Raw genomic sequence first — 14,489 nt, 5'->3', positions numbered from 1 at the left:
ATTATATCATTAGTTGGATTCCCCTTCGTCTTCACGATTTCTTTCGTAAATCCGTTGAATCAAATCTGAATACCTTCCATCTTTTTCTCGAACGTGAATTGGCGGAAGAACCCGAAGCTCCGAATTTGCTCCTTTTACCCCGTGTATCAGCAGGATATTCGGCTTTGTCTCGGGAAATGGCATCACCAACTGAAGCTCTTTGGGTTCCATGCCTTGGGCCCGCATGGAACAGCAGATGTCCACCAATCGGTCCGGCCGGTGCACCATGAAGAATTCCCCTTCTCGGTCCAGCTGTGTCGCTGCGGCTCGAATAAAATCATCCAAATCCGCACTGGTTTCATGCCTTGCAATGTACTTTGCGGAAGCATCGTTGGGAATAGCTCCGCCCCGTCTGAAGTACGGCGGATTCGTCACCACCGCATTGAATTTCTCGGGAAGGGCGGTTTCACCTATGGATGCTACATCGGCTGCTCGAATTTGGATTCGCTCTTCCAGATGATTGATCCTCGCATTGCGGCGCGCCCGCTCCGCTTCCTTTGTCTGGATTTCCATCCCCAGCATGGTGCTTTCGGGAATCTTATGGGATAGAATCAACGAAACGATCCCGTTTCCGCATCCCAATTCCAGAATACGAGGCGCTCTTCGCCGCTTCATTCCTCGGCCGCCGGTTTCCCCCGCCGTAAAGCCGACCAAAAGAACCGCATCTACTCCGTAGCGAAACCCGTTTCCCTGTATCAATTTCATTCCACCGAAGCCGATGGAATCCATCGTTTCCAATTCTTTATTCATTAATCTCTTGTTAGTTTTTCCAGTTCCTTCATGGTCTCCGGATCCACGTTGTTCTGTTCGTTCCGGGACTTCTTGTGGGACTTTTTATCCGTTCTGCGCACTTCCTGTTTGAAGTAAGTGCGTACTTCCTGAGAAAGCGGTGTTTCCTTAGCATCCTTGTCCTTGGATTTTTCGAACAGACGTACATTGACGCTGCCTTCAAAAAGGTTGACTGCCGTCACCTTTCCCGGGCCGTCCGGCGTTACCACCTGTTCGCCTTCATTCGGCATGCCCTTCCGCAGCTCCTGATAGGTCTTGTTTTCGAAATTCAGGCAACACATCAGGCGTCCGCAAGATCCGGAGATTTTGGATGGATTCAGAGATAAATTCTGCTGCTTTGCCATCTTGATGGACACAGGCTGAAAATCATGAAGCCATCTGCTGCAGCAGAACGGTCTTCCGCAAATGCCGATTCCGCCCAGCATGCGTGCTTCATCTCTCACGCCGATCTGGCGTAGCTCAATCCGCATCCGGAAATGTGCCGCCAAATCCTTTACCAATTCTCGGAAATCAATTCTGCCTTCTGCAGAAAAATAGAATATCACCTTGCTTCCGTCAATGGTATATTCCGCATCCACCAATTTCATCTCCAGCTTATGGTTGCGAATTTTCTCTTCACAGACCTTCATGGCGGATTCCCGCTTGTTCAAATTCTCCCGATACTTTGCCAAGTCGGCCTTTGTGGCATGACGTTCGATTTTTTTAAGAGGTGCGACGATTTCGCTGTCCTCCACTTTCCGGTTTTCAATGGAAATATGACCCATCTCCAGGCCGCGAGCGGTCTCCACGATAACCAGCTCTCCCATTTTGTATTCTTTCCCTTCCGGGTCAAAATAGTAGGTCTTGCTCGCTTTCACAAAACCCACGCCGACAATTTCTGTCATCTATTTCATTCCTCCGTTTCTATTCTCTATTCCCTTACTTCCAGAAAGAGTCTTTTCAGTGCATATTTCCAGTTCATACCCCCCATATGAAATTCTCCCAGAATATCCTTCCGCGTCTCTTCGATTCGCAGAACCGTTTCCAAGCGATGCTCTTTATGAGCCTCCCTTTCAATCACATCCAAGAATTTCAATGCATCGTCCGCAGTCTTTATTTTTTTGTCCACCATCTTCCGGTATTGAAAAAAATAATTTTGATTCCATATTTCTTCCAATGCCGAGGTTTCCGCCACATCCGGTTCTTCTGTTTCCCGAAGCAGCACGCAGCGGGACTGAATTGTTGGGAGCAGGTTATTCCGGTTTTCGGCCACGAGGAAAAACACCGTGCCCGGATAGGGTTCCTCCAAAGTCTTCAGAATCTTATTCTGAACGTCTTCCTTCAAGTCATCCGCATCCGGAATTACACCGATATTTCGTTCTCCATACGGATTCAGTCGTAGCCGATCCATGAATGGTTCGGTATCCCTCATCACATAGGTTACTTTGTTTGTTTTTGTTTTTCCCTCTTCCAGTTTGGATTTCTTCATGTAGATGACATCCTCGTGGCTTCCGGCAGCTACCCTTCTGCAGGCCTCACAGAGACCGCATGGACGTTGCTCCAAATTGGGATTCCGGCACAGAATTTCCTGAAGAATGTTGGTCATCAGCCGATCCCGAGTTTCTCCCGCCGGCGCCTCCAGTATGTATGCGTGCGCCATTCGGCCGTTCCACAGACTCTTCTTAATTTCCCCCAGGACATTCATCCGCTACTGTTCCTCCTCATCCAGCATCTGCTGCAAGTGTTTTCGAATTTCAGACTGTATGGTATCAATGCTTCGGGATGCATCCAGACGAATCACGCGATGGGGATTGGCCTGCCAGATTTTCAGATATCCTTCATAGACTCTGTAGTGAAAATCCAACTTCTCCCGCTCCATACGATCCTGCACACCTTTCCCGATTCGCCCGCGCCCTATTGCCGGATCCAAATCCATGAAAAAGGTTCTGTCCGGTTCCAGCCCAGCCGTGGCATACCGATTCACTTCCTGAACCGCATCGCCCAGGCCTCTTCCGTATCCCTGATACGCTACGCTGGAATCCACGAAACGATCGCAAATCACCACCTCGCCACGCTCCAGTGCCGGGCGAATCCGCTCCGCCACGTGCTGCGCTCTGGCCGCTGCGTAAATCATCATCTCGGTGGTATCGGACATTTCCGCATTTTCTTTGTCTAAAAGAATTTCGCGAAGCTTTTCGGATATACCGGTTCCGCCGGGTTCTCTCGTAAGAAGAACGGTTTTCCCCAGACTTTCCAAGTATTCCTTCATCATCTGAATCTGCGTTGTTTTTCCGGCGCCGTCCGGGCCTTCCAATGTGATAAAAATTCCTCTGCTCATGATTATTTCCTGTTTCCTTTCCGATTTGCTTCCGCTTTTCTCTCAACATTTTGATTTGTTTTGCGAAGTTCTATGGAGTATCTTTTCATTAATAACACTCCTAAAAATAGAATCGGTAAGGTCACCAGAACCGCAAATAAATATTTCAGCACCGTCATACTCTTTTTTCCTTCACAGAATAATTCATATTATTATACCATATGAAGCCTTCAATAGATAGCACGGATTCGATTTGCTCCGTTCCCTTCAGAATACAAAACGGACACCCACAGCAATTCACTGCGGATGTCCTGTCCTTCATGCTATTCTTTTTTTCCCGCCGCTTCGCTAATATCTGCTGGCAATTCGGCTAATTTCCTGCACGGTAGCGCTCGGTTCGTAGTCCGGTTCATTGAATACCTTCTGATGGAATTTCTTTACATCGCTCGCCAAATCCGTCGCCTGCACGTAGGACACGCCATCCACCATTCCGGCCGTCTTACTATACGGGAAGCCCTTGCTGTCGCCCACATTCAGTTTCTTCAGTTTCAACGCCAGACTCATCATATCCTTGTTGGACAGGTTCGTCTGAATCTCCGGCAGAATTGCACCGGCCACCTGATACAGGGTCTTTACGTCCATGCTCTTTGCCTTGGACAGAATCTTCTTAAATACGATTCTCATACGGTCGGTACGTTTGTAGTCGTCTCCCACACCCTTTCGAATTCGGCCATAGGAAACCGATGCACAGCCATCCAAAACCTGCTTGCCCGGTTTCTTTACGATTGTGTAGGATTTCTTTCCGACAATCTTCGCCGTTTCCTTGGTATATTTATTCAATTCATCGATTTCGTAGTCTTCTACGTTAATCTCCAGACCACCCATCTCATCTACCGCATCGGCAACGCCCTTGAAGTTCACCAGCGCATACTGATCGATGTCCAAATCCATCGCCCGGTTCAGGGATGCGATGGACATCTCGGTGCTTCCGTAATAGTGAGCATGAGTAATCTTGTCGTATGTAGAAGTATCTCCCATCTGAAGATAGGTATCACGATACACCGATGTTAACGTAATTTCATCTGTAGAATTGTTAATGGATGCAATCATAATCATATCCGTACGAGAATTCTTTACTTCACTCAAATCACGGGTATCTACACCCAAAAGCAAAATATTGGTATATCCATCTACTTCATGTCGGTAAAGATCTGCGGAACTCTTTAAATCTGCACGATTTACGGTATTCAGAATCTTTGTACCGGCCATTACAGCAGCGATTGCGCCAATCAACGCAATAATCAGAACAATCAACAGGGTATTGATGATTCGTCTTCCACGTCTCCTTCTGCGCGCTCTTGGACTTAACTTCTTTGCCATAAAATCTCCTCTCAGAAGTCTGAATAATCAAAAACTACCGTTTATTATATAACAGGCTTGCTTTTATTGCAAATATAACCTGCACTACTCGTCATCATCCAACGCCTTACGAATCTTCTCCACTTCATCTTCCTTCAGCTGTTCCAGTTCCTCCGCCTTGTCAAAGCCTTCGGTACTGTCCTTCTGGAAGAGAATTCGAATGGTTCGGAAAATCATCTTGATATCCAGCACCAAAGAATAATCTTCGATGTACATCAAGTCCAATCGCAGTTTATCGTAAGCCGATGTATTATACCTGCCGTAAATCTGTGCGTATCCGGTCAATCCGCCCTTTACCTTTTCGCGGTAAATGAATTCCGGGATTTCACGAGAGTACTTCTCCACGTGTTCCACCCGTTCCGGTCGAGGTCCGACAATGCTCATATCGCCCTTCAGAATGTTAAAGAGCTGTGGGAGCTCGTCGATTCGTGTGGCACGAATAATTCTTCCCACCTTTGTGATTCTCGGATCCTGATCCACCGCAGGAATCGGCTTATTGTATTTCTCCGCATCAACAATCATGCTGCGGAACTTGATTACATTGAAATGCTTTCCGTTGCGGGTAACCCGTTCCTGTCGGAAAAATACCGGACCGCCATCATCCAGCTTAATGAATATCGCTGTAATCAGCATAATCACCGATGCCGGAACCATGGCAATAAGGCAAAGCACCACGTCCATGGTGCGTTTTGTCATCCTCTGAGTTAAGGTTAATCCCTTTCCGTGTGTGATTACGATTGGTGTATCCAACAGGTTAAAGTCGTCTGCTCCACGAATGATAATATCGGAAATCTTCGGAACCACGTAAGCGTCAATCCCGTTAAAATAGCAGTATTTCAAGATATTATTTCTCTTCTTTCCCGGAAGATCGTTGATGATGACTCCATCATATCGATTAATCTCCGATAGGATATCGATGAAATCTGTATCTGCCGATATCGCCTTGGAAACATGATACTGGGATAACCGATTGTTGGCCTTGAATTGTAGCTTCAATGCGTTTTCCGTACCGTAAATCATCACCATGTTTTTCTTGGAATGAAGATGGAAATATATCTTCGTAAATAAGAAACAAGCGAGAATTGATGTCAGCAGCTGCACTCCTGTCAGCATCACCATCGGCATTACCGGAATCATTCCGTTTCCAATCAGCGACAGCTGCCAATACGAAATGAAATTGACCACGAAAATAGAAACGCCTTGGGAAATGACCACGTCCAGCCGCTTCAAATATCCCCAACGAAAACCTTCCGTCCACACAAATCCGATAATCAACAGAAGTGCATATACACCGGCAATTACAAATCTCCCCCGGTGCTGCAGTGGCGGAAACAGTGCCGCATCGTACTGGAAACGCCAGAAATAGAAATAAATCACCGATAGAACGGCGATTTCCGCGATGCACTCCAGCTTATCTACCACATCATTAACATATGAGTTATCTTTAATCTTATTTTTTTTATTCATATTCAGCTTTCACTCAAAGAATTTTATTCTATTGTATTATTATAACAATTTTCCGATGAAATACAAGAGGCGACCGTTCTCACCGCTGCTAAAACAGAAAATGGCTTCGGGAATTGTGGAAGTTCCCCGAAGCCATTCGTTATTATTTCAGCTGACTTTTCCATTATCGGATGACGCGCATAACGCCCTTAATCCAACTGTTTGTCAAGGAATAGGTTTTCTGCTTTACCTCTCCGTTCCGGGTACTGCCCGTATTTCCCTCAATGGTGGTGATGACATTTCCGGATACGGATTTTACCAAGCCCACGTGAGAACTGGATCCGAATATGATGATATCTCCGGCTTTCGCCTTATTGGCACTTACCCAGATTTTCTTCTTGTTCGCATAAGCAGAATAGGAAGGAACATAACCCAGATTGCCGTAGTCCTCAATATCCTTAATCAAGCTGTACAGGCCCGCCTTCTTGAAGCACCAGGTGACGAACGTTCCGCACCATGGAGTAGAGTCTCCATTCCGGAATTTCGTGCCGAAATACGCTTCCCAGTACTTCTTTCCGGTCTTGGTTCCCACTTCCTTCTGTGCAATCTTCATCAGCTCGGTTCCGGTAGTGGACTTCTGCGCCGTCAGAACGCCCTTGCTGTCCGCCTTATAGGTGGTTCCCCCGGTGGTGATTGTGGTGGAAACGGCGATTTTTCCGCCCTTCTTCACATAATACTTCTTGCCACTTACGGTAATCAATCCCTCCGTCGTCTTCACCGCTCCGGTGCCGTCAGCATAGTAATATGAGGAACCGTACTTAAACAGTCCGGTGCCCAGCTTTCCGCTGGCATATGCTTTATAAGTCTTGCCGTTCTTCGTGAAAGTATGTCCCCAGAAAATGGCTCCGCCCTTCTGGATGTAGTAGGTGCCTCCATCTACTACCAGAAAACCTTCCTTCGTCACGATTTCGCCCTTCTTGCCGGCATAGTACTTGGTTCCGGAATCTTCAAAAAATCCGGTTTTCAAAGTCCCGTCTGCATTTGCCATGTATTTCTTTGATCCGGCGGTAATCAGCCCGTTCATCGCCACGCTGCCATTCTTGTTCACGTAATAGTACTTCTTCTTGAAGCTTACCACACCCGCCTTGGATGCAATCGCTCCGTCCGAATCTGCATAGTAATACTTGCTTCCATACTTGAAGATTCCGGTTCCCAGACGACCATCTGCGAAGGCTTTATACTTTCTGCCCTTCACGGTAAAAGTATGTCCTAATTCAATTTTTCCGCCCTTCTGCACATAGTAACGGTTGCCCAAACACTCTACGAAACCGGCAGTGGTCTTTACCACGCCGTACTTATCCGCATAGAAACGGGCGGTGGTTCCATACTTAAACACACCGGTTCCCAGCTTTCCGGTGGAATATGCCTTATAGGTTTTTCCTTTTACCTTAAAGGTTCGTCCGCACTCCAGTCTTCCCGCATTCTTTGTAATGTAGTAACGGTACCCGTTCCAGCTAATAAATCCGGCCTTGGTGCGTACCACGCCGTTTTTGTCCGCATAGAAATGAGCCACCGTGCCGTATTTGAACACACCGGTGCCCAGCTTTCCGTTGCCGTAAGCTTTATAGGTCTTTCCGGACACCTTAAAGGTTCGACCGGTCATAATCTTTCCACCCTTTGTAACATAATATCGATATCCATCGCTGGTCACAAATCCGGCCGACTCACGAATCACACCCTTCGAGTCGGAATAGTAATGACTTCCGTCGTATTTATTTACTCCGTACAGCAGATGTCCGCTTTTATCAAAGCAATATTTCTTTCCGGAAATGGATTTGATCTCATCCTTATAATACTTTCCGGTTTTATAGAAATAATAGCGATATCCGCCGATGGAATGCCAACCCTTTGACATGTTCTTGGCTTTGGACGATGCAATCATTGAACGGCCTCTTACCGAAAAAGTCCGCATTCTGGCATTTCCGTCACTGTTAATCGCCCCATCGCTGTTAATGTTTCCATCGCTGTTGATGGCCGCTGCATCGCTGTTCAGCGCTCCGGTTGTTGCTGCATTTGCCGGAACAACAGTGAATAGGAGCAGTACTGTTGCCAAAGTCAGGCTTACTATTCTTTTTCCCAATTGTCTTCTCTTATTCATAATTATACCGCCTTAGTCAGTTTACCGATAAAAGCATTGTAACATTATCGGTAAACCGTTTCAAGATAAAATCAAAATAATTATTGGTTAACTCTCAATTCACCGCAAAAAAAACAACGAGGCAAATGCCTCGCTGTCTGTTTCTATTTCTGATCCAATATCTCTCGGATATCCTGTATCAATTGCGCGGATACCGTATTCAGCCGACTTTCCGCCGCTGTTTTTTCGCCGTAGAAACCGAAATAAACCTTCAGTTTCGGTTCCGTACCGGATGGACGAATCGCAATCCAGTCCATATCGTTCAGCTCATAGATGAGCAGGTTGGACTCCGGCATCCGATCGATAAATGTCTTTACATCCCGGTAATAGAGATCTTTCCCCATTGCCCCCAACTTTCCGTTGAGCAGGCGATAATGATCCATGCATCGACGGATTTTCTCAGTACCTTCCGGCCCGGAACAATCGATGGAAACGTTTTTCTCCGCCGCATATCCGTACAGACGATAAATTGCCTTCAGCTGATCCATCAGGCACAGACCATAGGATTTGGAAACCGCCGCCATCTCCGCAATGGCCAAGCAAGCTGCTACCGCATCCTTATCTCTCACTTCGGAATGGAACATAAAGCCATTTCCTTCTTCAAAACCAAACCGGAATGTTCCGGTCTCCTCCGCTTCATGATTTCGAATGCACTCTGCAAAATGTCTGGAACCCGTTAAGGTTTCAATCAATTTCACATTGTATCGCTCTGCAATCACCCGTGCCAGATTTGAAGAAACTACGGAAGTAATGCAGTAATCGTTTTCCGAAAGCTCCCCTCTTGCACTCTTCGTCGCCAGAATGTATTCCATAAGCAGAAGGCCGATTTGATTGCCGGTGAGCATCTGATACCCGCCGTCATCATCCGGCACCGCAACACCCAATCGATCGGAATCCGGATCCGTTGCAATGATAACATCTGCGGCCACTGCTCTCGCATATTTCTTCGCGAGAGCAAAACTGTCCTCCCGTTCCGGATTCGGCACCTGAAGCGTTGGAAAATTACCGTCCGGCTTTTCCTGCTCCGACACCATAAATACGCGTCGGAATCCGTTTTCATTCAACACTCGAAGAACCGGTTTCGCACCGGCACCGTTCAGCGGAGTGTACACAATTCGCAGACGTGCCTTGGAATCCTGAGATAATTTCTGGGAAATCTTCATACCGTGAAGCATCTCCATATAATCATCATCCCAATTCTTTCCAAGATATGTTACCTGTTCCTTCTGAACATAATCCTCCAGCGGCAGCATTTCCGCCAGATAATCCACTACATCCTCGAATTCCGGCATGCGTTCCTGAACCGCATTGGCTCCGGCCGGACTCAACTGTCCGCCGTCATTTCCATACACCTTGAACCCATTGTATTCCCGCGGATTGTGGGAAGCGGTGATCATTACACCGCCGGCGGTGCGATAATGGCGGATTCCGAAAGAGAGCATCGGAACCGGGCGCAGCCGATCGGAGAGGTATACTTTTATCCCTTCGCACGCCAACACCCTGGCCGTAATTTCAGCAAAATCTTTGGAATGATTCCGTGAATCGTAACACACGATAACCCCTTCTTCGGAAGCATCCGAAGCCTGAAGGCATGCCGCCAGTCCTTTAGCGGCGGACGCAACGGTGTAGATGTTGATTCGATTGGTACCGGCGCCCATCACTGCGCGAAGGCCTGCCGTACCAAAAGTAAGATTTTCACTGAATCGTTCCGTAATATCTTCCGGCGAGCTTATAATATTCAGTAGTTCCCGGCGAATCAGCGGGTCCACCTTCTTCGCATTTATCCATGCGGTGTATTTCTGAACTGCTCTGCTCTCTTCCATAGTATCATCCTTTCTAAGGCGTGATTTTTTTGTTTACTCTACCGTAACGCTCTTCGCCAAATTTCTCGGTTTGTCAATTTCACAACCCTTCGCTTTGGCAACGTAATATGCGTACAACTGCAGCGGCACTACGCTAAGAAGAGGTGTTAACTCGTCTTTCGTTCTCGGAATATAGAATACCTCATCGGAATGCGCTTCAATTTCGCTGTTTCCTTCCTGCGCCAGAGAGATGATATGAGCGTTTCTCGCTTTGACTTCCTGAATATTGGAAACCATCTTATCAAACAATCTCTCCTGAGTAGCCAACGCCCATACGATGGTACGAGGTTCCATCAAGGCAATTGTACCGTGCTTCAACTCTCCTGCGGCAATCGCAAAGGAGTTGATATAGGAAATCTCCTTCAACTTGAGGGAGCCCTCATAAGCAACACTGGAATCCACCCCACGACCGATGTAGAACACCTGATCCCGATCATACAGACGATTTGCCAGTGCCTCAATTTCCGGTGCCATTTTCAGAACATCTTCCAGCTTACCAGAAATTGCCTCCAAATCCTGTACAAAATTCTCATATTCTTCCGCTGAAATGGCAACGTTCAAATCTGCAAAGAACAGTGCCAGCAGGTACATGCACACCAGCTGTGTCGTGTATGCCTTTGTGGATGCTACAGCAATCTCCGGTCCGGCCTGTGTGTAGAACACATCGTCACTTTCTCTTGCTACGGTGCTGCCCACTACATTGACAACGGACAGCACGCGAGCGCCTTTCCGTTTCGCTTCTCTCATGGCTTCCAAAGTGTCAGCCGTCTCTCCGGACTGGCTGATAGCGATGAACAGGGTATGTTCATCCACGAACGGATCCCGATAACGGAATTCGGAAGCGATATCCACTTCTACCGGAATTCGAGCCAGCTTCTCGATTACGTATCTTCCCACCAGACCGGCATGGTATGCGGTTCCGCAGGCAACGATTACGATTTTATTAATCTTCTCGAAGTCCTCCTTGGTGAGCTGTACGGTCTCCTGCAGGTGCACGCGGCCGTTATCGTCTAGGTTCCGGCTCAGGGTTTCTCGAATTGCCGTCGGCTGCTCGTAAATTTCTTTTAGCATGAAGTGATCGTATCCGCCCTTTTCAGCCGCACTGACATCCCAGTCCACATGCATCATCGGACGTTCAATCAAACGATCTTCTTCATCATAGATGTTAACGGCATCCTTTGTTAATACAACGGTATCCCCATTTTCTAGAAGGTATACGTCTTTGGTATATGCCAGAAGTGCAGAGAAGTCCGATGCTACAAAATTACAATTGTTTCCTAGGCCTACAATCAACGGTGCATTCTTTCGATATGCCACGAACTGGTCCGGCTGGTCTTTTGCCACTACGGCAATGGCATAGGTTCCCCTCATCTCCGAAATCGCCTGATCCAGCGCCTTTTTCAAGTCGTGATTCCGGTGATAGTACTTGCTGATCAGCATGGTTGCCACTTCTGTATCGGTCTCCGTGCGGAAAACCACACCTTCTTTTTCCAGCTCCGCCTTCAGCTCTACATAGTTCTCTACCGTTCCGTTGTGAACCACAGCGATGGTTCCGTCCATATCCATGTGCGGATGGGAGTTCAAATCCGACGGTGCTCCGTGAGTTGCCCAGCGAGTATGACCGATTCCAACATGTCCGCCCAGACGCTCCTCGCCAATCAGTTTTTCCAGGTTGCTGATGGCACCTACATGCTTTCTCAGTTCAATCTTTCCATGATTCACCACCGCGATTCCGGCTGAATCGTATCCACGATACTCCAGCTTCTTCAAGCCGTTAATGATGATATCCTGTGGTTCTTTTGTTCCGATATATCCTACAATGCCACACATATTATTCTCCTTTATTCCATAAATCCTGCGGATAGATTCCCTGCTGTTTCATTTCCGCAAGAGCATTTACCACGATCTCCCGGTCTTCCCGGTAGGTTACGCCATACCACTTATCTCCGGAATAGAGAACCTGCATGGAAGCTCTGTTGTTCTGAAGTTCGTCGTTTAGCATAGACGGCAGATAGATTTCACCCTTCATCGGGTTTTCTTCCAGCACCCGGTCCAGCGATTCCGCAAACCGTTCCTTCATTACCTGTACAAACGCAGTACCAAATCCCAGCAGATTCATGGATACCGGCGATCCTTCCGGAATCACCCGATCCGTTCCGCTGATGTCTTTTCCGTGAATTTTCCCATCTTCCCGGTATCCCACTTCTGTATGCTCCTCGATGTCGGTCAGCATACCTTCTGCCGCCCGGCAGATTCCACGGGAAACCGTTCCGTTATCAGATAAGGTATTCTCGATGGAAAAACCCACCATGCAGTGATGAGTGGCATCTGCTTTCGACGTGAGATACTTGTAAATCAAGCGGAATGCTTCCGGTCCGTAGTAATCGTCAGCATTCAGCACCGCAAAAGGTGCATCGATGACATCTCTCGCAGCCAGCACCGCGTGTGCGGTCCCCCACGGTTTGGTCCGTCCTTCCGGAACGGCATAACCTGCCGGCAAATCCGTCAATTCTTGATGGACAAAATGAGTTTCGTACACCTTTCCGGCCCGTTCACCCACATGTTGGCGAAATGCTTCTTCAAAATCCTCTTTAATAATAAATACGACTCTTCGGAAACCGGCCCGATACGCATCGAACAGGGAAAAATCCATGATGATGTCCCCTTCTTTGCTAATTGGGTCAATTTGTTTGCTGCCGCCGTACCGGCTTCCCATTCCGGCGGCCATAATAACTAGTAACGGTTGCATGTCTTCTCCTTTCAGCTATCGGTTCAGCTCTGCTTCGATTCGAGCGCGAACCTTATTTTCCCCCATAATTTGCTGTATCGTCCACACATCCGGGGACTGGGAACGTCCCATCAGCGCGATTCGAATAACGGTACTAACATGTCCTACATGTCCTTTATATTCCTCCGGATTCTTCTTGTAATCCTTCGGTTTTGCTGCATAACCCTGATCCACGGCGATTTCACGAATCTTGTTGAACCAGTTTTCCTGATCGTCGTTGTGATCGTAACTGTCCAGATATGCCTGCAGAATATTCTTTCGATCGGCGGCCGCTTCTTCCGGATACTCATCTTCAATCTCAAAAGATTCGTCGAAGAAATATCCGATAAACGTCATAATCTGACGAGCGTAAATCAAATCCTTCCGCGGCTTCCGGTCTTCTCTGCCCAGATCCAGAATCTGTGTCAGAAGATCCATATCACGGAACACGTATTCATATTCCGGCGCAAATTCCTGCGACCAAGAATGCAGCCACTCTGCCAGCTCCGTCGCCGGGATGCGCAGCAAGGTGTCCTTGCTCACATCGTTCAGCTTATTCAAATCGAACAACGCGCCGGAGTTGCTCATCTTTTCCGTGGTAAAAGCAAACTCATCAATATCCGCATCCGGATTAGCCATTCTCCATTCCTCGTAATTGGAGTTCAGGATGGTCAGCAGATATTCCCGTACTGCTGCCGGATGATAACCCTGACTGCGGTAATAATCCAGTGATAATTCTGGATCCTTTCTCTTAGAAAGCTTTCTCTTGTTTCCGTCTTCTCCGATTTTCATCAGCTGAGCGGTGTGACAATAGGTTGGGAGCTCGAAGCCCAGCTTGTCAAACAGCTCTACGTGAATCGGCAGGGACGGAAGCCATTCCTCACCCCGGACCACATGGGTGGTTCTCATCAGGTGATCGTCCACCGCATGGGCAAAGTGATAAGTCGGAATGCCGGTGGTCTTGATGATTACGATATCCTGGAAGTTTTCCGGAACGTCCAGCTCACCGCGGATAGCATCCACCACCTTGGTTCTGCGAATGTCATCGCCGGCAGCATTCGGTACGCCGGAGGATTTCAGTCGGATGACGAAGTCATCGCCACGTTCCAGCCGTTCAGCGACTTCCTTTTGGAGCACCTCATCGGTCTCCCAATCTCTGTAGCGGGACCATTCGCCGTAGATTCCCGGAGCGATTTTCAGCTCTTCCTGTTTCTCCCGAATCTCGGAAATTTCCTCTTCGGAAAGGAAGCACGGATATGCTTTTCCCTCCGCAATCAATTTCTTTGCGTAGCAGCGATAGATTTCCCCTCTGTGGCTCTGGGTATAATCGCCGTAATCGCCCATATCACCATGCGCGGTAACCCCTTCATCAAACTGAATTCCGAAGAACGCCAAGGAGGAAATGATGGTTTCCACAGCATTCTCTACATATCTCTTGTCGTCCGTATCTTCAATACGAAGGTAGAAAACGCCTTCGCTCTGATGGGCCAGTCGTTCATCCACAAAGGCACCGTACAGATTTCCCAGGTGGATAAAACCGGTCGGACTCGGTCCCAGACGGGTAACTTTCGCTCCTTCCGGCAGATTTCTCTTCGGATACATTGCTTCATAATCTTCCGGCGTCCGGGTGATGTCCGGATAAATACGATTGCTTAATTCTACTGTGTTCATGTA

Annotated in this window: 11 protein-coding genes; all 11 read right to left on the bottom strand. The window is 47.8% G+C overall.

Going from position 1 to position 14,489, the window contains the following annotated elements; all coding sequences use genetic code 11:
- Window positions 1–9 precede the first annotated feature (9 nt).
- The 11 genes from PUE40_RS01505 to PUE40_RS01455 all read right to left on the bottom strand — a co-directional run bounded on the left by PUE40_RS01505 (window position 10) and on the right by PUE40_RS01455 (window position 14,486).
- The gene (locus PUE40_RS01505; RefSeq protein ID WP_154553391.1) at window positions 10–789 is read right to left on the bottom strand and encodes a tRNA1(Val) (adenine(37)-N6)-methyltransferase; all 780 of its coding nucleotides are present in this window, start codon (window positions 787–789) and stop codon (window positions 10–12) included.
- Window positions 789–1,712 (bottom strand): PSP1 domain-containing protein, encoded by a 924-nt coding sequence (locus PUE40_RS01500; protein WP_154553390.1) that lies wholly within the window; start codon window positions 1,710–1,712, stop codon window positions 789–791. The genes PUE40_RS01505 and PUE40_RS01500 overlap by 1 nt, the downstream gene beginning before the upstream one ends.
- Window positions 1,713–1,738: 26 nt before the next feature.
- Window positions 1,739–2,512, bottom strand: coding sequence for a hypothetical protein (locus PUE40_RS01495; RefSeq protein ID WP_154553389.1), 774 nt, complete (start codon window positions 2,510–2,512; stop codon window positions 1,739–1,741).
- Window positions 2,513–2,515: 3 nt separating this feature from the next.
- Window positions 2,516–3,145: a dTMP kinase gene (gene tmk, locus PUE40_RS01490; RefSeq protein ID WP_154553388.1), complete on the bottom strand. Its 630-nt coding sequence runs from the start codon at window positions 3,143–3,145 to the stop codon at window positions 2,516–2,518.
- 327 nt (window positions 3,146–3,472) lie between these two features.
- Window positions 3,473–4,504, bottom strand: a complete 1,032-nt coding sequence (locus tag PUE40_RS01485; RefSeq protein WP_277671683.1) for an LCP family protein — start codon at window positions 4,502–4,504, stop codon at window positions 3,473–3,475.
- An 84-nt stretch (window positions 4,505–4,588) separates the two neighbouring features.
- Window positions 4,589–6,010 carry a sugar transferase gene (locus PUE40_RS01480; protein WP_154553385.1) on the bottom strand — a complete coding sequence of 474 codons (1,422 nt, stop codon included), beginning with the start codon at window positions 6,008–6,010 and terminating at the stop codon, window positions 4,589–4,591.
- Between the two features lie 163 nt (window positions 6,011–6,173).
- Window positions 6,174–8,147: a CHAP domain-containing protein gene (locus PUE40_RS01475; RefSeq protein WP_154553383.1), complete on the bottom strand. Its 1,974-nt coding sequence runs from the start codon at window positions 8,145–8,147 to the stop codon at window positions 6,174–6,176.
- A gap of 143 nt (window positions 8,148–8,290) precedes the next feature.
- Complete coding sequence (locus PUE40_RS01470; protein WP_154553382.1) at window positions 8,291–10,009, bottom strand: phospho-sugar mutase; 1,719 nt, start codon at window positions 10,007–10,009, stop codon at window positions 8,291–8,293.
- Between the two features lie 33 nt (window positions 10,010–10,042).
- A complete protein-coding gene (gene glmS / locus PUE40_RS01465; protein WP_277671682.1) occupies window positions 10,043–11,878 on the bottom strand; it encodes a glutamine--fructose-6-phosphate transaminase (isomerizing) in 1,836 nt (611 codons plus the stop codon).
- 1 nt (window position 11,879) lies between these two features.
- Window positions 11,880–12,797 (bottom strand): sugar phosphate nucleotidyltransferase, encoded by a 918-nt coding sequence (locus PUE40_RS01460; RefSeq protein ID WP_154553380.1) that lies wholly within the window; start codon window positions 12,795–12,797, stop codon window positions 11,880–11,882.
- Between the two features lie 15 nt (window positions 12,798–12,812).
- Window positions 12,813–14,486: a glutamate--tRNA ligase gene (locus PUE40_RS01455; protein ID WP_277671681.1), complete on the bottom strand. Its 1,674-nt coding sequence runs from the start codon at window positions 14,484–14,486 to the stop codon at window positions 12,813–12,815.
- Window positions 14,487–14,489: the final 3 nt, after the last annotated feature.

It is taken from the genome of Mogibacterium kristiansenii (assembly GCF_029224645.1).
GTDB classification, from domain to species: domain Bacteria; phylum Bacillota; class Clostridia; order Peptostreptococcales; family Anaerovoracaceae; genus Mogibacterium_A; species Mogibacterium_A kristiansenii.
The sequence above is the reverse complement of the archived record's forward strand: the minus strand, read 5'-3'. Positions and strand labels throughout refer to the sequence as shown.

What these genes read in the sequence shown, in the direction of transcription:
- PUE40_RS01460 (WP_154553380.1), bottom strand. Translation starts at nt 12,797, where the DNA reads ATGCAACCGTTACTAGTTATTATGGCCGCCGGAATGGGAAGCCGGTAC.
- PUE40_RS01480 (WP_154553385.1), bottom strand. Translation starts at nt 6,010, where the DNA reads ATGAATAAAAAAAATAAGATTAAAGATAACTCATATGTTAATGATGTG.
- PUE40_RS01495 (WP_154553389.1), bottom strand. Translation starts at nt 2,512, where the DNA reads ATGAATGTCCTGGGGGAAATTAAGAAGAGTCTGTGGAACGGCCGAATG.
- glmS (WP_277671682.1), bottom strand. Translation starts at nt 11,878, where the DNA reads ATGTGTGGCATTGTAGGATATATCGGAACAAAAGAACCACAGGATATC.
- PUE40_RS01505 (WP_154553391.1), bottom strand. Translation starts at nt 789, where the DNA reads ATGAATAAAGAATTGGAAACGATGGATTCCATCGGCTTCGGTGGAATG.
- tmk (WP_154553388.1), bottom strand. Translation starts at nt 3,145, where the DNA reads ATGAGCAGAGGAATTTTTATCACATTGGAAGGCCCGGACGGCGCCGGA.
- PUE40_RS01455 (WP_277671681.1), bottom strand. Translation starts at nt 14,486, where the DNA reads ATGAACACAGTAGAATTAAGCAATCGTATTTATCCGGACATCACCCGG.
- PUE40_RS01470 (WP_154553382.1), bottom strand. Translation starts at nt 10,009, where the DNA reads ATGGAAGAGAGCAGAGCAGTTCAGAAATACACCGCATGGATAAATGCG.
- PUE40_RS01500 (WP_154553390.1), bottom strand. Translation starts at nt 1,712, where the DNA reads ATGACAGAAATTGTCGGCGTGGGTTTTGTGAAAGCGAGCAAGACCTAC.
- PUE40_RS01475 (WP_154553383.1), bottom strand. Translation starts at nt 8,147, where the DNA reads ATGAATAAGAGAAGACAATTGGGAAAAAGAATAGTAAGCCTGACTTTG.
- PUE40_RS01485 (WP_277671683.1), bottom strand. Translation starts at nt 4,504, where the DNA reads ATGGCAAAGAAGTTAAGTCCAAGAGCGCGCAGAAGGAGACGTGGAAGA.